This window comes from Mesorhizobium sp. HAY1-8B, assembly GCF_056868045.1.
The window spans coordinates 6065600-6083142 of sequence record NZ_CP200321.1 but is presented as its reverse complement, the minus strand read 5'-3'; the positions used below and the strand labels follow the sequence as shown (position 1 = coordinate 6083142).

General features: G+C 62.0%; 17 protein-coding genes. 2 read left to right on the top strand and 15 right to left on the bottom strand.

Going from position 1 to position 17543, the window contains the following annotated elements; genetic code table 11:
• Window positions 1-17 precede the first annotated feature (17 nt).
• The 15 genes from AC1VON_RS29185 to AC1VON_RS29115 all read right to left on the bottom strand — a co-directional run bounded on the left by AC1VON_RS29185 (window position 18) and on the right by AC1VON_RS29115 (window position 15596).
• Complete coding sequence (locus AC1VON_RS29185; RefSeq protein ID WP_172349184.1) at window positions 18-1598, bottom strand: ABC transporter substrate-binding protein; 1581 nt, start codon at window positions 1596-1598, stop codon at window positions 18-20.
• 39 nt (window positions 1599-1637) lie between these two features.
• Window positions 1638-3134 (bottom strand): M81 family metallopeptidase, encoded by a 1497-nt coding sequence (locus tag AC1VON_RS29180; protein WP_483125757.1) that lies wholly within the window; start codon window positions 3132-3134, stop codon window positions 1638-1640.
• A gap of 147 nt (window positions 3135-3281) precedes the next feature.
• A complete protein-coding gene (locus AC1VON_RS29175; RefSeq protein WP_172349186.1) occupies window positions 3282-4115 on the bottom strand; it encodes a helix-turn-helix domain-containing protein in 834 nt (277 codons plus the stop codon).
• 127 nt (window positions 4116-4242) lie between these two features.
• Complete coding sequence (locus tag AC1VON_RS29170) at window positions 4243-4713, bottom strand: GNAT family N-acetyltransferase (RefSeq protein ID WP_483125756.1); 471 nt, start codon at window positions 4711-4713, stop codon at window positions 4243-4245.
• Complete coding sequence (locus AC1VON_RS29165) at window positions 4710-5180, bottom strand: MaoC/PaaZ C-terminal domain-containing protein (RefSeq protein WP_483125755.1); 471 nt, start codon at window positions 5178-5180, stop codon at window positions 4710-4712. Before AC1VON_RS29165 ends, AC1VON_RS29170 begins: the two co-directional genes overlap by 4 nt.
• Window positions 5177-5608, bottom strand: a complete 432-nt coding sequence (locus tag AC1VON_RS29160; protein ID WP_483125754.1) for an FAS1-like dehydratase domain-containing protein — start codon at window positions 5606-5608, stop codon at window positions 5177-5179. The genes AC1VON_RS29165 and AC1VON_RS29160 overlap by 4 nt, the downstream gene beginning before the upstream one ends.
• Entirely contained in the window at window positions 5605-6408 is an 804-nt protein-coding gene (locus tag AC1VON_RS29155; protein WP_172349190.1) for an ABC transporter permease, read from the bottom strand. Before AC1VON_RS29155 ends, AC1VON_RS29160 begins: the two co-directional genes overlap by 4 nt.
• Entirely contained in the window at window positions 6405-7301 is an 897-nt protein-coding gene (locus tag AC1VON_RS29150) for an ABC transporter permease (protein WP_483125753.1), read from the bottom strand. The genes AC1VON_RS29155 and AC1VON_RS29150 overlap by 4 nt, the downstream gene beginning before the upstream one ends.
• Window positions 7302-7324: 23 nt before the next feature.
• Entirely contained in the window at window positions 7325-8344 is a 1020-nt protein-coding gene (locus tag AC1VON_RS29145; protein WP_483125752.1) for an extracellular solute-binding protein, read from the bottom strand.
• 70 nt (window positions 8345-8414) lie between these two features.
• Complete coding sequence (locus AC1VON_RS29140) at window positions 8415-9479, bottom strand: ABC transporter ATP-binding protein (RefSeq protein ID WP_172349193.1); 1065 nt, start codon at window positions 9477-9479, stop codon at window positions 8415-8417.
• Between the two features lie 48 nt (window positions 9480-9527).
• The gene (locus AC1VON_RS29135; protein WP_483125751.1) at window positions 9528-10952 is read right to left on the bottom strand and encodes an amidohydrolase family protein; all 1425 of its coding nucleotides are present in this window, start codon (window positions 10950-10952) and stop codon (window positions 9528-9530) included.
• A complete protein-coding gene (locus AC1VON_RS29130) occupies window positions 10949-12625 on the bottom strand; it encodes a class I adenylate-forming enzyme family protein (RefSeq protein ID WP_483125750.1) in 1677 nt (558 codons plus the stop codon). The genes AC1VON_RS29135 and AC1VON_RS29130 overlap by 4 nt, the downstream gene beginning before the upstream one ends.
• The gene (locus AC1VON_RS29125; protein WP_483125749.1) at window positions 12622-13416 is read right to left on the bottom strand and encodes a MaoC/PaaZ C-terminal domain-containing protein; all 795 of its coding nucleotides are present in this window, start codon (window positions 13414-13416) and stop codon (window positions 12622-12624) included. Before AC1VON_RS29125 ends, AC1VON_RS29130 begins: the two co-directional genes overlap by 4 nt.
• A gap of 47 nt (window positions 13417-13463) precedes the next feature.
• A complete protein-coding gene (locus tag AC1VON_RS29120; RefSeq protein ID WP_172349197.1) occupies window positions 13464-14366 on the bottom strand; it encodes an SDR family NAD(P)-dependent oxidoreductase in 903 nt (300 codons plus the stop codon).
• A gap of 516 nt (window positions 14367-14882) precedes the next feature.
• Window positions 14883-15596 carry a TetR/AcrR family transcriptional regulator gene (locus tag AC1VON_RS29115; protein WP_172349198.1) on the bottom strand — a complete coding sequence of 238 codons (714 nt, stop codon included), beginning with the start codon at window positions 15594-15596 and terminating at the stop codon, window positions 14883-14885.
• A gap of 387 nt (window positions 15597-15983) precedes the next feature.
• Between AC1VON_RS29115 and AC1VON_RS29110 the strand changes: the two genes are divergently transcribed.
• Window positions 15984-17144 carry an acetyl-CoA acetyltransferase gene (locus AC1VON_RS29110; RefSeq protein ID WP_483125748.1) on the top strand — a complete coding sequence of 387 codons (1161 nt, stop codon included), beginning with the start codon at window positions 15984-15986 and terminating at the stop codon, window positions 17142-17144.
• Window positions 17137-17541, top strand: a complete 405-nt coding sequence (locus AC1VON_RS29105) for a Zn-ribbon domain-containing OB-fold protein (RefSeq protein ID WP_483125747.1) — start codon at window positions 17137-17139, stop codon at window positions 17539-17541. Before AC1VON_RS29110 ends, AC1VON_RS29105 begins: the two co-directional genes overlap by 8 nt.
• Window positions 17542-17543 lie beyond the last annotated feature (2 nt).

Sequence of the window (17543 nt, the reverse complement as noted above, 5' to 3'; positions counted from 1 at the left end):
TATGCGATCCCGAACGCTTATTTGGTCACGTCATAGTAGAATACCAGGTCGGCGTTCGGTCCCGAGAAAAAGCCCTTCACATTCTTGCGCATGACCGTCTGTTCGCTTTCCTGGAACATATTGATGAACGGGCCGGATTTCTGCAGCTTGGTCTGCAGGTCAAGATACATCGCCTTGCGTTTTTCGATGTCGCCTTCCTGAAGTGCCGCACGCGTCTCCTTGGAGATATCCGGGATATCCCAGCTGTTGCGCCAGGCAAGCGGCTTCGAGGTCGAGGCATCGCTGTTGTCGGGGTTGTTGGCGAAGCTGTCGGCGTTCGCGTTCGGATCGAGATAATCCGGTCCCCAGTACATGTAGATCATGTCATGCTGGCGGGCCCGATACTTGGTCAGCACCTGCTTGATCTCGGCGGCGTTGATCGTGACCTTCACGCCGGCTTGCGCGAACGTCGACTGGATCGATTGGGCGATGCCGGTGAAAGGCTGGGTGTTACCGGCGTCGAGCCCGATCTCGAAGCCGTTCGGGTAGCCCGCTTCGGCAAGCAGTGCTTTCGCCTTGGCAGGATCGAGCTTGTAGGGATTGTCTTCCAGCGAGGCGTAGAAGCCGGCGGGCCAGAAGGATTGATGCACGAGCTGCTGGCCTTTCAGGAACGAGTCCGCCATGCCTTGGTAGTCGATAAGCCAGCGCAGCGCTTCCTGGACCTTCGGGTTCCTCAGGGCCTCCACCTTCTGACTAAGGCCGAGATAGTAGATCGTCGCCTTGGGGAAGGTGCCGACCACCAGGTCGGTGTTGCCTTCAATGCCCTTGATCTGGTCGGGTGTCAGGTTGCGCGCGATGTCGATGTCGCCCTTTTCTATGAGCAGACGCTGGGTGGCGCCTTCGGGCACATGCCTGATGATGACACGTTCCATCTTGGGCGCGCCAAGGCGAAAGCCGGGATTGGCCTCGAGTACCACGGACTCGTTTGCCTTCCAGGAACGCATCTTGTAGGCGCCCGAGCCGGCGGAGTTGGTCTTCAGCCAGGCATGGCCGAGATCTCCGTCCTTTTCATGCGCCATCGCCTCCTTCTTGTCGACGATCGATGAGGTCACCGTGCTCATGAGGTTGAGGACATAGGTCGGCGCGTATTTTTCCGAGACAGTGATGCTCACGGTCGACGCGTCGACTGCCTTGACCATGTCCTTGACGTTGTCGGTGGTCCAGCCGAGGCCCTGAAAAAGATAGGCGGGTGTCAGGTTGAGCAGAATGACACGTTGCAGCGAGAATGCGACGTCCTCGGCGGTCACCGGGTTGCCGGAATGAAACTTCAAATTCGATTTCAGTTTGAAGGTGAAGGTCTTGCCGTCATCGCTGACCAAATAGCTTTCGGCCACTTTTGGCACCAGCTTTTTCATATCGCCAATCTCGAGGCCCATCAGGCGGTCATAGACATTCACCGCGATTTCGGAATTCGAGAGCTCGTAGATCTCGGCTGGATCCATCGTCACGATATCGTCGATGGCCTTGGCCACCACCAGCGTGTTGGCGGGCGTATCGGCAAGCGCGGGCACCGACAGCATCGCAGCCGCGAGGCAGAGTCCCAGGAACATGCGTCTCATTGTTGTCTCCCATTCTTCGTTGATGGCGGATGGCTTGGCTCAACCCCCTTGGCTGAGCCGCACCCCGGGACGCAGGTTCTTGTAGACGACCTGATCGTTCCGGCAGAAATTCGCTCCAGGAGCCTCGACCATGATAATTTCCTGGGCGATCGGTTCGAAATCGGCGCGGAAATGGATGGTGCTCTTGACCGCGATGACAGCCTGTTCGGTTGGCTCGATGCCGACGGCGCGCAACAGGCCCTGATCGAGGCATTGGTAGCGGACGCTGCAGACCGCGACCTGGACATTCGACTTTTCGTCAAGGATGCGCAGGCGCGCCATGAGCCCGAGCGACACGGTGACGCCGCCAAGGATGGCGCCGTGACAAGTGAAGGTTCCGTTGGAAAGCGCTTCGACACGCACCGTTGCGGCGAAGGGTTCCGGATCGTAGCCGAAGCGGCCGCCAATCACGAGATCGATCTCGGCTCCGACGCCGGCATCGTGCGCCGCTTGTGCCGCTTCGGGGTCCCACAACAGCCCGAGCGCGCTGTCACGTAAGCCGGCGTCGACCATGGCGCGCAACAATCCCACAGTATCGGATGTGCCGCCGGCCCCTGGATTGTCCTGAACGTCGGCGAGCACGATCGGCGTGCCCTTGCGGCCATGCACGGCCGCGTAGCCGGCTGCCGCCGCGGGGCTGAGCATGGGGGCTTCGAACACGGGCTCGGCCGCAAGCAGCCGACCGAAATGCTCGTCGGCGGCGGCCGTCACCGCGGCCTCACCGGTTCCGTAGGCAACGATCGCCGGCCCACATTCGGCAATGTCGGCCGGCGGAAAGCCCATGGCGAGGTCGACATTCAGGACGCCACCGGCCGGCGCGTCCGGCAGGCCGGCGTAAAGGCCCCGGCAAGGTTCAAGATCAGTGCATTGTGCCGCGAGCGGCACAAGAAAAGGCGCTTTGCGAAATGCCTTGAGAAACGGTTTGCCGTGCTGGATCCGCTGCCGCAGGAGCGCATAGGTGCGCTGGCCGGTTTCCACCATGTCGATATGCGGATAGGTCCGGTACAGCGCGATCGCGTCCGACAGTTCGACCATCGCGGCGGTGACATTGGCGTGCAGGTCGAGGCTTGCGACGATCGGAAGATCGGGCCCGGTAATGGCCCGGATGCGGCGCAAGAGCTCGCCTTCACCATCCTCATGGGATTCGACGACCATCGCGCCATGGAGGTCGAGATAAACGGCGTCCAGGCTGCCGGCTCGCGCAATGCCCTCGCAGATCATCGTCGATATGCGGTCGAACGCGTCGTCGGTGACGAAGCCGCAGGGCTCGGCGGAGGCCCAGACAAGCGGCAGGAAGTCACACGTATCGCGCGCGGCGCGGATGAAGCCGCCAATCGGGATGGCCAGCGGCGAGAAGACATCGAGAATGGCATCACCGGTCGTCATTTCGGGCCAGCCATCGGCACGAACGAAGTCGCCGTAAGACGCGCCGAATGGTGCGAACGTGTTGGTTTCGTGCTGCAATCCGGCGATGGCGATGCGCGGTCGCGCGGTCATGGTGAGTGATACCCTTCCAGTCGAGGTCAGTTGCTGATCGGACGGTATCGAATGCGTGTGCGCCGCACAATTTCGCTAGTCGGCGCAATTCGCTCGCTCACACTCGCTCAAACAAGCGAAGGGTCGCGGGAAGACTGGAATAGGCGATTAGTATTCCATGGCGCGCAGCACGGTGTCGTGCGCATCGACATGGTTGTCCAGCCGTTTGGCGATCTCGTCGCTGATCTCGCCGCTGCCAACCGGGTAAAGCCCGCAAGCCGAGATCATCCTGCGCAAATCAGGAGCGATGCCGCAATATTCATAGACGACACGCGACGCGAAAGGCTGGCGTCCAGGCCCGCTTGATACCGAGACGAAGACACCGGACAGAATCCGCGGGGTCGGAGAATAGGATGGATAGAATGCCACCATCGACAGGGTTTGATGGATGCCGATAGTCTGGTGCAGCACATAGAGGCGATCATTCGTATGCAATACATCGCCATTGTATTTGTGCAGGGACCGCAGTTTTTTGTAAGGGTCGTTTCTGTCGACTATCCGCTCCAGTGTCTTGTCGAAGAAGAGCCCGTGCTTCTCATGGATGCGCGAAATGGATTTGAGAATCTGCCCCGGATGGGCAGGCGACAGATAATAGGAATGGTAGTAGCCCACATAACGCTCGATCCTGCGGCGCGCATCGGGATTGGCTTCGTTTATCCGCTCCAGGAAAGATCCCAGCAGCAATTGACCCGAGATGCCGTGACCGCCCGGCGCTTGACGCCTCGACGATGTCGCCAAGCCGCTGCCGTAGCCGTCGATATCCAGATAGCCGCAGATGCGGACGAGATTGTTTGCCGAGGGAAACGAGGACCCCGACAGGTATTTGTTGAATTGCTGGCGGTTTATTCCAAGATCGCGGCAGACCTTCGAGATCGATTTATGGCGTGCACAGGCTTCGCGAAGCCTCGCGGAGAAGAGATCCTGATTCTGCCAGATGTTCATCGATTTCTTCGGTTTGGTTCTGTTAGGTCTGGGTCGCCCTGTTCGATCTCTTGATGCTCATTCTCGCCATTCCGGCGCCTGCTTTCAATAGCGGATCCGACCCCTAGTCAGCTGTGCCTCGCAGCGCTCACGGATCGCACACATTCAGATCATAGCGCAGGTAATCCATGCGCTTGGCCACCTTGTCGTAGAGGCGCTGGGCCGCATGGTTGTCCGACTGGGTCATCCAGAAGATCTTGAACCAGCCGGCATCCAGCCCGAGCTGACGAAGGTGGGCGATCATCGCCTGGGCTATGCCCTGGCCGCGGTTCTCGGCGACCACATAGATGTCCTGCAGGTAGCAGGCGTCGCCATTGCTCCAGGTGAAGGGGAAGGCGAGGAAAAGCGTGAAGCCTGTGGGTACGTCTTGTGCGTCCACTGCGACAATGCAGCGAAGGCCTGAGGCGGGGTCCATGATCCGGCCCCAGTTGCGCTCGCCCATGGCATGATTGCCGGGCTCGCCCGGCGCGAGCGAGACGAAGTCACGCCACATGTTCAGGAAGGCCGCGCGATCTTCGGCCTGTGCGGGCCGCACGGATATGGCGCTGACGGTCATCATGTACCTTTCTGATTTTTCTCGCGCGCCGTGCGCGCCTGCTCTGAACATGCCCGAGGCGCATCGCCAACAATGTTCCCGGTCAGCACGCGTGCCGTTCCCGAAAGAACGATGTCGCCATTGCCTCGTTGCAACTCGATAACCAGATCCGCTGTCTGCCCACCGCTCCCTCCCGCCAGGACATCGATGGATCTGCAATGAGCAGTCAACACGTCGCCCGGCCACACGGGGCTGCGGAAGCGAACCGTATAGCGGCGGACACTGCCAGGCCCGAACCACTTCGTCAGCGCGGAGGCCAACAATCCGGCGGACAGCATGCCGTGCGCCATGACGTCTGGCAGTCCGGCTTTTGCCGCGAACTCATGGTCGTGGTGCAGTGGATTGAAATCACCCGACGCGCCCGCATAGCGAACAAGGTCGCTGCGCGTCAGCGGGCCGTAGACGACGGGTTCGCGCGGCCGGAGCGTCACGCCTGCTCTCCTGCCTTTTCGATCGCCGCTTTTTCGATCGTTGTCATAGTCTCACGACAAACCAGATTGCCGGTTGCCGCGGACATGAATTCGACCTTGGTCGTTATCACCCGCATCGACCCGCCGCGGCGTCCCGTCTTGGTCTCGTCGCTCATCATGCGAGCACGACAGCGAAGCCGGTCGCCGGATCTCATCGGCTCGAAATACTCGTAATCCTGTTCGCCGTGGACCGTTCGCGAGCGATCGAGGCCGAGCATGCTGGTGATCAGTCTCTCCACGAAATCCGCCGAGGCGACCACGGGAAAGGTCGGCGGGGCAATGTCGGCATTCTCCGAATGGACATCCTGTACCGCGCGCGCGAACTCGCGGACCTTGCCGGCCTCGACAACGAAATCCCATTCTTCCAGAATATCGCCGGCCACGATCATGTCATGCCTTCCCGCAAGGCCCTGTTGCGGCGGGTGAGCAGCAAGAGCGCTGCCAGCGCCAGAATATTGAAGGCAATCAGCAGCGTCGCAACGGCCGTAATCGTTGGATTGATCTGTATGACCAACTCGTTGAACATTCGTTTCGGGATGGTCATGTGGGTTCCCGCGATGAACAGCGTCACCACCACCTCGTCGAAGCTCATGACGAAGGAGAATATCCACGCCGCCGCCGCCGAAGGCGCCATGTTCGGCAGCACGACCCGCGTCAGGATCTGAAGCTGCGAGGCGCCGAGCGTTGCCGCCACCTGCTCGATGCGGACATCGAAGCTCCTGAACGCCGCCTGCATGATCAGAATGACGTAAGGCACCGCCAGGATCGTATGGCCGAGCACGAGGCCGAAGAACGTGCCGAGCAGGCCGATCCGCGCGAAGAAGATGTAGAGCGAGACCGCCGTGATGATGGAGGGCAGGATCATCGGCGCCATGAAGTTCGCTTCGAGAAGGCGCTTGCCCCGGAAATCGCCGCGTACCAGGACATAGGCAGCGAGCGTTCCACAGACGAGCGCTATGCTGCTGGAAAGCGTGGCGAGAACGAGCGAATTCGTACCCGCCTCGATCCAGACCGGATTGCCGAACAGGCTCTCATACCAGCGCAGCGACAGCGCCGCCGGCGGAAACTCCAGCGATTTCGCGTCCGAAAAGGACATCGGCGCAACGATCAGCACAGGCAGGCAAAGGAACATCAGGACGGCCGATCCGACAACGCCAAGCCAGAGATCGGAGAAGGAAGTACGCTTCATGCCTGACCTCGCTCGCGAAGCCATTGGTAGACGGCATAGAGCGAAAGCGTGATCGTCATCAGCACCACCGAGATCACCGCCGCGATTTCCCATTGCGCGAAGCGATTGATGAGCAGGTCCATCATGTTGGAGATCAATGGAAAACGACCGCCGCCGAGAACGGCCGGCGTGATGTAGAAGCCGAGGCTGAGAATGAAGATGAGAATGGCGGAAGCGGCAAGCGCCTGAAGCGTCTGCGGGAAGAAAATCTGCCAGAAGATCCGCGTGCGGCTGGCACCGAGCGTTTCGGCCACCTGCATGAGCCGCCCGTCGACCTTGATCATCGCCGCATAGAGCGGCAGGACGAGGAAAGGCAGCAGCACGTTCGCCATGCCGATCAGGATGCCGATCTCATTGTAGAGGAATTCGACGGGGCGGGTGGTCAGCCCGAGGCTGAGCAACGTCTTGTTGACGAGCCCTCCATTGCCGAGGATCACGATCCAGGCATAGGTGCGCACCAGGATCGAGACCCAGAAGGTCATGACGACGGTGCCGAGCACAAGCATGCGCAGGCGAGGCCGCAGCCTGGTTGTCCAATAGGCGAGGGGATAGCCGAGCAGTACCGTGACGATCGTCACCTCCAGCGCCACGACGAGCGTGCGCCAGATGACGTGGGAATAGACGTTCGACTGCGCGAAATCACGATAGAACTGGGTGGTCAGCGTGCCGGTCTTCGAATCGTCGATGCTCCAGTAGGCGGTGTTCAGCAACGGAAGATCGAAGACCGCCAGGATGAGCAGCGCCATCGGTGCCAGGAGCACGAAGAGATCGAGTTTCGAGCGGAAAGACGAGCGCAAGGGCGCGGCGACCTTTCGGGTCGTCGCGTCCTCGAGGGCGATGGAAGCATCGGACATGGATGACTTCGCGGCGGTCTTCGTCACTGCGCCAACTTGAACTCGTTCCAGCGTTTCTCGACCTCGGCGGCGTGGTCGAACCACCATTGGCCATTGATCAGCCACTGGACCTTCTTGTTCTCGGCAGATGTCGGGAAGGTCTTGAGCACTTCAGGTGTCACGATCTTCTCGAGCTGCGGGCTTGGACCGGGATAGGGCAAGAAGTCGAGTATGCACTTCTGTACCTCGGCGTTGCTCTGCACCTTCATCCAGGCGTAGAGCATGTCGCGCTGTTCGTCCGAGATGCCCTTGGCCACCATCCACCACGAGATGTCGAGCATGCCCTGATTGTAGGTCGCCTCCACGCCTTCCTGACCGAGCACGCGGCCCGACCATGCGATTGCGTACTGGACCTCGTTGTCCTTCAGCAACTGGGCTGGCTGTGCGCCCGACTGCCACCAGATCGTATCCTTCTTGATCCGCTCCAGGGTCTTGAAGGCGCGATCGAGGTCGACACCCTTTTGCACCTCCTCGGGCGTCATGCCATCGCCCATGGCCGCAAAGGCAAGAACGAATTCGGGATAGTCCGGCAGCGCCCGCTTGCCGGGGAATTTTTCCGTGTCGAAGAAGTCGACGAAGTTCTGCGGTGCCTTGGCGTCCTTGCGCCAGGCCATGATCGTGGAATAGTAGCTGGCCCCGAAGCCGTTGGCATTCTTCGCTTCGTCGAACATGGGCTCGGGATTGAGCTTCGCCCAGTCGATAGGCTCGAGCAGGCCCTCGGCGGCCAGCCGGTACATGTCGCCGGTCGAGCCGTCGGTCACCGTGTTGGTGATGACGCCGGATTTCGCCTGCGCGGCGATCTTTGCATAACCGCCGGGAGTCTCGGTGATCACCTTGATGTTGGCGTCCTTGAGAAGCGGGCCGTTGACGCATTTGTCGAGCGCATCGCCATACTCGCCGCCCGAATTCATGATGTGAAGTTCCCTGGTTTGCGCCATGGACTGCGTCGAGGCGATCAACGCGATGGCACAAACAAGTGAGATGTTCCCCAGTAGTTTTTTCATTTTCATCACCTTTGTTCCGGTTGGATCGACAGAGATGGAATGAGATCGAGCCGCTCTGTCACGGCGACTTTTATTGCGCTGCGACACCTCCCGTGCCTTCAGGCAATATCCAGACGCTCGCCGGATCCCATGAGAGCCACACCTTGGACCCTTCGGGCTTCGGCCCGCGCGAACCCGCCAGGCTTGCCTTCATGCGGCGCCCATTATCGAGTTCGACGTCGTAACGGACAGTCTCGCCGAGGAAGACGACGTCCCTGACCGTACCGTTGATGAAACCGCTGTCATTGTCGGCGCGAATGTCTTCCGGACGGATCATGCCGCAGACGCGATCCCGCACCCGTCCGGCCGGCGCATCGCACGGGAAGAGGCTGCCGTCGTCGCCGACAATCTCGTTGTGTGCCCGCAACCTGCCTTCGAGGAAGTTCGCCATGCCTAAAAAGCCGGCGGTGAAACGCGTTGTCGGCCGATGATAGATTTCGCTGGGCGTTCCGGTCTGCTCGACCCGGCCGTTGGCAAGCAGGACGACGCGATCCGACATCGACAGCGCCTCTTCCTGGTCATGCGTCACCATGATGGTCGTGATGCCGAGGCTGCGCTGCAGGTCGCGGATTTCGGATCGGACCTCTTCGCGCAGCTTGCGGTCGAGGGCGGCCAGAGGCTCGTCCAGCAGCAGGATGTCCGGCCGGAACACGACCGCGCGGGCGAGCGCCGCCCGTTGCTGCTGGCCGCCCGACAACTGGTGCGGCTTTCGCCATCCGAAATCCGTCAGCCGGACAAGCCGCAGCGCGTCAGAGACACGGTCGCGGAGTTCGGAGGCCCCCACGCCGCGCACGCGCAAGGGAAACGCGACATTGTCGAAGATCGTCATGTGCGGGAAGAGCGCGTAGCTTTGGAACACAAGGCCGATGTTGCGCTGTGCCGGAGCCACGAAGGTGATCTCGCGGTCGCCGATCTCGATGCGGCCTGACGTCGGGACCGAAATCCCCGCAATCAGTGACAGCATCGTCGTCTTGCCGGAACCGCTGGGCCCGAGGATCGTCGTGAACTCGCCGGAATTCACCGTGACCGAAACATCGTCGATGGCCCTGACCAGGCCATATGATTTCGTGACGTTGGAGAATCGGACGAGGGTCATCTTGCCTTGGGTTTCAGGTTCGGTTGCGGCGGATCACTGTTCAGTGCCTCATGCGACAAGCGGCCAGACGGTTCGTTGCGCGATGCCGGCGCGCTTGGCCACACGCTCGGCGGAGTGTCTTGCCAGCCGGTAGATCTCGCTTTCGTCGAGTTTCACCAGCCGCCCATGACGCACGATCATCTCGCCGTTGCAGACGACTGTGTCGACCGCCTTGGTTCGCGAAACGAGCACGAGCTGGCGCACGACGTCGACATTGGGCTGGGCGTCCGGCAGATCGTTGCTGCGCACGACGACATCGGCCTTCTTTCCGACCTCGATGCTGCCGAGTTGTGAAGGCAGTCCGAGCGCGCGCGCGCCGCCAAGCGTGAACATTTCCAGGATCGACTGCGACGGCAGATACTCGCCCCATTCGCGGCTGACGAGATAGGCGATGAAGCCGAGATCGCCGAACGCCCATGCCTTCGCGATGTCGGTTCCGAAGGCGATCGAGGTGCCCGACTTGTGCAGGCCCGGGAAGCGGCTCCGGCCGGTCTGCGAGATGCCGTAATACATGAAATTGCCGGGATGCCAGACCAGCCCCATGCCGGTCGCCGATATTGCGTCGACCTCGCTCGGCTCGAGAATGTTCATATGGGTGAAGAAGCTGTTGGGACCGATCAGGCCCTTTTCGGCGAAATGGACCAGAGCCGGTTTGCCGAAGCGTGTCTTGTCGTAGTCGGCATCCGCCACCATCAGATTCTGGTGCTGGTGAAAGACCGCGCCGCTGCGATCGGCGAGCGCTTTCGCCTCCTGCATCAATTCCTCGGAGGCGCTGCCGCAGCCATACAAGGCGACGTGGCCGCGCGCCAAACCGTCCTCGTCCGAGTTGCGCTTCAATTGGCCACCCAGTCCCTCGCGCGCTCTTTTCGCATCGCATGGCGCGCGGGGAATATCGGCCGCCATCGGCTCGCCGCCGACGATGTCCCACAGCATGCAGTCGGAAACCGAGCAGCGGATGCCGACGGCCCGCGCACCCTCGACGATGGCGTCCGGCGAATAGCTGGTTGCGGCATCGACGAAGCCGGTGAAGCCGTTGCGCGCCATTTCGGCGGCGGCCATCAGGGCGCTGGCGTATTCGTCTTCGTCCTCGACGGCGTTCATCCAGCGTGTGAACACGCCGGTCCCGGCGCCGCCTTCCTCCCTCGGTGGATTGGGATTGTCGGTGATCGAACCGCGGCTGAGATGCAGGCCCGCGTGATAATGTCCGTCGATGAAGCCCGGATGCACCACGCCGCCGGCCGCGTCTATCTTGCGGCTGGAGGTCCATTCGGTTTCGATCTTGTTGGTCGTGCCGACCGCGACAATCCTGTTTCCCACGATCGCGACCGCACCGTCCGGATAGACCGTTCGCTGCTTGTCCATGGTCAGGATATAACCGTGGGTGATCAGCAGGTCGCAGGGCTGCGGGACGCCGGGTTCGGGAGGCGTCGTCATATCTGCACCTTCCCGGTCTCCCGGTCCCACGATCCGACGCGCAGGTCCGGCTTTTCCTTGAGCAGCGACTGTTTGTGAACGCGCATCGATGGGGTTCGCTCGAAGTCGGTGTCGCGAATCTCGATGAAGCGCGGGATCTTGAAGGCCGCCAGATTGGCCCGGCAGAACTCGACGATCATCTCGGGAGACAGGTCATCGCCCGGTCTCACCTGAACGTATACCTTTACCTCCTCGCCGCGAAGCTCGTCGGGCACGGGTACGACCGCCGCGTCTATGATCTTGGGGTGGGAGCGCAGGACGCCTTCCAGTTCGGCCGCGGAGATGTTCTCGCCAGAGCGGCGGATGATCTCCTTCTTGCGGCCGACGAAGTAGAGCAGACCGCGCTCGTCGCGGCGCGCCACATCCCCCGAATGATACCAGCCGCCGCGATTGGCCTCGGCCGTGGTCTCCGGCCGGTTGAGATAGCCGGCATAGAGATCCGGTCCACCGATCAGGCATTCGCCGGCATCGCCTTCGGCAACGTCATTGTCGTCGTCGTCGACGAGGCGGATAGTCACGCCCGGCGGCTCGACGCCCATCGTGCCGGTGCCGATGAGTTCGTCGGCCATGTGGTTGGGCACGCGGCTCATCACGCCACCCTCGGTGCTGCCATACTGGTTGTGCCAGTGGAAGCCATAGCGCTTCACCATTTCGGCATGCAGCTCCTTGGGCAGGCCGGCATGGATGGCGAGCCGAATGCGATGGTCCAGTTCGGCGGGTCCGGGCTCACCTTTCATCAGCAACGCGGGAATGGATGCGATGGACAGGATTTCGGTGGCGTCATAGGTCGTCACCACATCCCAGAAGCGCGATACGGAAAAGCGGCGCATCGCGACCATCGTGCCGCGCGAGGCGAGCGAGGTGAGAAGCTGGATCGCGGGATCCGCGTAATAGAACGGCAGGCAGCAGAGTTGCCGGTCCTGCCAGCCGCGCCGGAAAAGTCGAAGGTCGACGTCGATGACGCGTAGCCACCAGCCGTGATGCAGCATGCAGCCTTTCGGCGCGCCGGTCGTACCGGATGTATAGTAGACCGTGATGATGTCTTCGCGCTTGCATTCGACCGTGGCGAAATCCAGGGGCTCGGCCGCGTTTTCATACGCCGCAAGGCCGTCCGGTTCGTCGCCTTCGACCAGCACGATGTGGCGCAGTGCCGGCGAATTGCCGCGCACGGCCTCCATGATCGGCAGTTGCGGCTTGCCGACGATCGCCACCGTCGGCTCGGCGTCCGTCACGATGTGGCCCGCGTCGTATTGCATCGCGGTTGGTGCGATCGACACCATGGTGCAGCGGTTGGCGATAATGCCGAACAGCGCGATCATGAATTCGAGCCGGTTGTCGAGCATGATGACGACGCGGTCGCCAGCCTTGACATGGGGTTTCAGATATCCGGCAAATCGTTGGCAGCGATCGAGGAATTCTCGCCGCGTCATGACCGGTCCGCCATCGATGATGATCGCGGGGCGCTCGGGATCTTCAAGGCAGCCCTTGGAGACGATCTCGATGACCGTCTGATGGGGAACGCCGCTCCACTCCGGTGCGACGTTCTCGTGCTTGATCCAGGTCGATGGTCGCGGCGGAATGTTGGAGATGCCGAGTTCCATGCGCGCTGCTTGTGTGGCGATCGGGCCGCTCATGAAGACACCTGTGCGTAGCCGTTCTTGATCACGATGTTGCCGGCGGAGTCAGAGGCTTCGAAGCCGACAAGCCCGTCCTGTCCGGCCCAGTGGTCGACGGCGACTGATTGGCCGGGCGTCAGAAAAAGCGGATGGGCGAAGCGGCAGCCGAGCCGCTTCAGCCTCGGCGTCTGCCCGCCACAATGGTCGTCGACGACCGCGCGGGCGGCGAAGGACAAGGTGCACATTCCGTGCACGATCGGTGCCGGAAATCCGGCCTTGGCCGCGACGGCCGGATCGATCGTGTAGGCGGAATAATCACGCGCCGCATCGGCATAGCGGCGGGTCTGGTCGGGCGTCAGGCCGTATTGCGCCGAGGCCCCTTGCGTCCTTGCGATCACCGGTCGCGCAGGTGGCGTCTCGCCATGCACCGCATCGGAAGGTTCTCCACGGACAAGGCAGGTGCTGTACTGGGTACAGACCGCCTTGCCGTCATGCGTCACGGTTTCGGAACGAATGACGAAGGTGGTGCCGGCACGGGTGCCGCGCACGCTCGTCAGCGTCGAGGCGGTGAACAGCCGCTGTCCGGGCACGATCGGCGCATGAAAGAAGAAATCGTGCTCGCCATGCAGGACGAAGTCCCCGGTCAGCTTGTCCAGCACCTCGACCATGCTTTGCATGACGGGCACATGGGAGAAAACGGGCGGCGCGAATTCACCTGCCAGATGCCGCGGGTTTTCGTCATCGACCGAGCGTGCGAACTGCGCCAGCCTGTGGCTGCTGGTACGGAACTCCTCGGAGTCACGTGACATGCCTATGGGCGGAGCCTTGGTGTTGAGGTGCCCCGGGGAGCCTGAATTCATAACGGGAGTCCTTCGACGAAATCACCCAGTTGCGGAAGCTTGGGTAGTCTGTGGTTCAACGCCTTCTCGACATCCTCGATCTGCCAGCGCCCATCCGTGCGCAGATCGATCTCGATGGCGCTTGGCGCGATCACCTCGATACGATTGCCATAGGCCTGAAAAACCTGTCCGGTCGCTGGACAGTCTTCCAGCGCAAGCCAGCAGATCAGTGGCGAAACATTGTCGGGCGAAAAGACGTCGAACACGCCGTCTGGCGGCGCTTGCAGCGACGTCTCGATGCGCGTGCGGGCCGAAGGGGAAACGGCGTTGGAGCGCACGCCGTATTTGATGCCTTCAAGCGCAAGCGTGCGCGACAGGCCGATTACCGCGAGCTTCGCCGACGCATAGTTTGCCTGGCCGAAACTCCCGACCAGCCCGGCGAGGGAGGTCGTGTGCACGATCGACGCGGCGACCTGTCTGCCGGCCTTGGTCTCGTTGCGCCAATATTCCATGGCGTGGCGCGCCGGCGCCGCATGGCCCTTGAGATGGACACGGATGACGGCGTCCCATTCGTCTTCGGACATGTTCGCGAACAGACGGTCGCGCAGGATGCCGGCATTGTTCACCAGGATGTCGAGCCCGCCGAATGTCTCGACGGCCATTCCGATCAGCGCCTGGGCCTCGCTCCAGTCCGCGACGTCGTGGCCGCTCACCATCGCCTTGCCGCCGTCCGCGATGATTTCGGCGACGACCGCGTTGGCGGGGGATACGTCGCGCCCTTGCCCGTGGAGATCGGCACCGAGATCGTTGACGATGACGGATGCTCCGTGCCTGGCCAGCGCAAGCGCATAGGAGCGGCCAAGACCCCGACCCCCGCCAGTCACCACCGCGATCCGTCCTTCAAGCCGACGCTTCGTCATTACGACAGCCTGTCCGATGATGTCGCGACCACCGCGCGTTCGCAGAAAAAAGGTGCAATCTGATCGCGCACGTCCACCTCGCTTGTCGCCTGCAAGGGTCGCTCTGGCGCCTGACCAACTGAATGGTCCGGCACTCACCCCCGCAGCCCTCGTCTCGTCCAATGTTTGACAGCAGACATCAAAATGAATATGAGGTCAATATCATTTTTATCGGCAAATCTCCATTCCAAGTCTGATTTCTCCATTCCAAGTCCGATCGCGGAAAGAGTAAAAGTCGCGGCAGGGATGGCGACGCCCTCTACGGCTTTGCACTGGACGCCAAGGTGGCGTTCGTGCCGGGCAGCGTCTTCGATCCGGCGGCGAAACTCCGAACGGCGATGCGCGCGAACTTCACCAGAAGTGCGCCGGCGGTGTGCTCGAGGCAGGTGTTTCCACGGCTTGCGGTAGCGGTCAAACGCTACCTGGCGTCAAACCACTGACCGTGACCGGACAAACAGGCGTTCGTCCGGCGAACGATCAGCGCCCGGGCGGATCCTTGCAATAGACCGCCCGGTACCAGAGCGTCGACAGCATGAGCGCGAGGTCTTCGTCGCCGGAGAGGCCTTCCTGGTCGAAGAGCGAGTCCCGGCTGACAATCACAGCATAGAGGTAGTGGAAGACCATTCCCTCCAGCGCGTGCGCCACCGCGACCGCCGATCCCGGCATGTCTTCCTTGTAGTTGCCGCGTCGCGAGATCGACCGGGCGAGGTTCTCGATCCACGTCTGGTGCCGTGGCCGCCACAATTGGCGGAATTCCGGCAACTGGCTCTGCAATTGCAGATGGCACTGCATAAGCCCGGCATTCGCGCGATAGGCGGCCACAAAGAACCTGTTGGTGTTCAAGATCGCGTCGAATTCACCGGTGCCGCGTCCGACCTGGCGTGCGCGATCATACAAATGCTCGACGAAGTCCAGCACCACCTCGATGGCGATCTCGTTCTTGTCGCGGTAATAGACATAGAAGGTTCCCAATGCCACGTCGGCATAGGTGCAGATGTCCGAGACCTTCACGTCCTGATAGCCGATCTCCTCGAGCGCCTGCGCCGCGGCAATCTTCAATCGATACTTGGTCCTGTCGCCTTTCGATGCGAAAGACCGCGAGGTCATCCCCACGGCCAGATGCTCGGCATACTTCTCGGCCTTGCCGCCGTTGCCGGCCGGCGCGGCCTTTTGTTGCGCCTTCACTGCCATGCGATCATCCTCCGCCCGGTGGTGTTGCACCAGCGTGTCCGTTTATCATTATTCGCGCCGGTGTGGTGGATTTGAAGTTCCTGTTGTTTGACGACATCAGCGTTCAGGAGCTTCAAAATCCAAAACCACACGAGAGTCCATCCAGTGCGTTCGAGTGGCCACGATAAAAATTGATATTGACTTCATATTCATGTTGTATGATTTCTGATTCCGCTGCCGTGCGCAAGCGGTGAGCCAGCGCGGCCTCATTTTTTGGGCGCCGTCCGCGATGTGCATCAGCGGCTGAAGGCTGAACAGGCTGGAGGACATCTCTTTGGACGTCGGATCTGAAATGGCGCTTTACGTCTTTCGCATGGCGAGCCCCTGTCTCCAGGGTTGGGATGATCCATGCCTCACATCTTGACCGCCTCACCCGTCTATATCGTCGGTGCGGCCGAGACGCCCCTTGGAAAGGTGCTGGACCAGAGCGAGCTGTCGATGGTGGCGCTGGCCGCCAAGGAGGCGCTGGGAGAAGCCGGGCTGGGCCTGCGCGATGTCGATGCGCTCTTCACCAACTATATGGGCGAGGAGGGGTCCGTCCAGCTTGGCGAATATCTCGGGGTGCGGCCTCGCTACGCCGAATCGTCTGATATGGGCGGTGCCTCTTTCGAGTTTTTCGTACACCATGCCATGACGGCGATCGCGACCGGCCGGTGCGATGTCGCGCTCATCGCCTATGCCTCGCGTCAACGCAGCCGCCGAAACCGCAAGAAGGCTGCTGCTGCTCTGGATGGTTCGCTCTCCGCGCAGTTCGAGACGCCCTACGGCATCCATTTTCCGATCGGTCACTATGCGCTGAGCGCGGCGCGCTACATGCACCAGTACGGCGCCACGCCAGAGCATCTGGCCGAGATTGCCGTCGCGGCGCGGCAATGGGCCGGGCTCAACCCGAAGGCCTGGATCCGCGATCCCCTCACCATCGAGGAGGTGATGGCGTCGCCGATGCTGTGCGATCCGTTGCGCAAGCTCGACTGCTGCCTGGTCACCGACGGCGGCGGCGCCATCGTGGTGGCGCGCAAGGACCGGGCGCGTGATGCCGCCAAACGGCCAGTGCGCGTCCTCGGTGCCGGCGAGAGCCATGTCCAGTGGCATGTCGCGCAGTGCCCCGACCTGACGGTGACGCCGGGTGTGGCCTCCGGCCGTGACGCCTTCGCAATGGCCGGCGTGAAACCGGGCGATGTCGACGTGTTCGAGCCCTACGACAATTTCACCCACGCCGTGCTGCTCTATCTGGAGGATCTCGGCTTCTGCGGGAAAGGCGAGGCGGGTGCCTTCGTCTCGGAAGGCCGCCTCAGGCCCGGCGGCAGCCTGCCCAGCATGACTTCCGGCGGCGGCCTTTCCTATTGCCATCCCGGTGCGCTCGGGATTCTCCTTTTGATCGAAGCGGTGCGCCAGTTGCGCGGCGAAGCCGGCGACCGCCAGGTTCCCGGCGCCGAAATCGCGGTCGCGCACGGCACCGGCGGCCTTGCCTTCTCGACAGCCTCGACCGTGGTGCTCGCCCGTGACTGACAATCTTTCCTTCTCCGATCTCGGCGCGGCCGACCCAACCACCGAGCCGTTCTGGCAGGCCTGCGTGGAAAGGCGGCTGACCGTGCAGCGCTGCACGGCCTGCGGGTCGCATCAGTTCTATCCGCGGCCGTTCTGCCTTTCCTGCGAGGCGACCGGGCTCGAATGGGTGGACGCCAAGGGAAGCGGCACGATCTATTCGCTTACCACGGTCCGCATGCCGGTCAGCGAGGATCTGGCGCCTCCCTACCTTCTCGCACTCGTCGATCTCGACGAGGGGCCAAGGCTGCTGACCAATATCGAGGCCGAAAGCGCAGGGATCGGCGACCGCGTGACCGTCGCGTGGCGGCGGCGCGACGGGTTGCCGCCGCTTCCCGTCTTCAGGCTTTCGGCCGGGTGATG

Bases quoted from the DNA above. Each gene is read 5' to 3' on its own strand.
- AC1VON_RS29170 (WP_483125756.1), bottom strand. From the start codon at position 4,713: ATGATGACCGTCAGCGCCATATCCGTGCGGCCCGCACAGGCCGAAGAT.
- AC1VON_RS29110 (WP_483125748.1), top strand. From the start codon at position 15,984: ATGCCTCACATCTTGACCGCCTCACCCGTCTATATCGTCGGTGCGGCC.
- AC1VON_RS29120 (WP_172349197.1), bottom strand. From the start codon at position 14,366: ATGACGAAGCGTCGGCTTGAAGGACGGATCGCGGTGGTGACTGGCGGG.
- AC1VON_RS29135 (WP_483125751.1), bottom strand. From the start codon at position 10,952: ATGACGACGCCTCCCGAACCCGGCGTCCCGCAGCCCTGCGACCTGCTG.
- AC1VON_RS29130 (WP_483125750.1), bottom strand. From the start codon at position 12,625: ATGAGCGGCCCGATCGCCACACAAGCAGCGCGCATGGAACTCGGCATC.
- AC1VON_RS29150 (WP_483125753.1), bottom strand. From the start codon at position 7,301: ATGTCCGATGCTTCCATCGCCCTCGAGGACGCGACGACCCGAAAGGTC.
- AC1VON_RS29155 (WP_172349190.1), bottom strand. From the start codon at position 6,408: ATGAAGCGTACTTCCTTCTCCGATCTCTGGCTTGGCGTTGTCGGATCG.
- AC1VON_RS29140 (WP_172349193.1), bottom strand. From the start codon at position 9,479: ATGACCCTCGTCCGATTCTCCAACGTCACGAAATCATATGGCCTGGTC.
- AC1VON_RS29175 (WP_172349186.1), bottom strand. From the start codon at position 4,115: ATGAACATCTGGCAGAATCAGGATCTCTTCTCCGCGAGGCTTCGCGAA.
- AC1VON_RS29125 (WP_483125749.1), bottom strand. From the start codon at position 13,416: ATGTCACGTGACTCCGAGGAGTTCCGTACCAGCAGCCACAGGCTGGCG.
- AC1VON_RS29160 (WP_483125754.1), bottom strand. From the start codon at position 5,608: ATGATCGTGGCCGGCGATATTCTGGAAGAATGGGATTTCGTTGTCGAG.
- AC1VON_RS29180 (WP_483125757.1), bottom strand. From the start codon at position 3,134: ATGACCGCGCGACCGCGCATCGCCATCGCCGGATTGCAGCACGAAACC.
- AC1VON_RS29145 (WP_483125752.1), bottom strand. From the start codon at position 8,344: ATGAAAAAACTACTGGGGAACATCTCACTTGTTTGTGCCATCGCGTTG.
- AC1VON_RS29115 (WP_172349198.1), bottom strand. From the start codon at position 15,596: ATGGCAGTGAAGGCGCAACAAAAGGCCGCGCCGGCCGGCAACGGCGGC.
- AC1VON_RS29185 (WP_172349184.1), bottom strand. From the start codon at position 1,598: ATGAGACGCATGTTCCTGGGACTCTGCCTCGCGGCTGCGATGCTGTCG.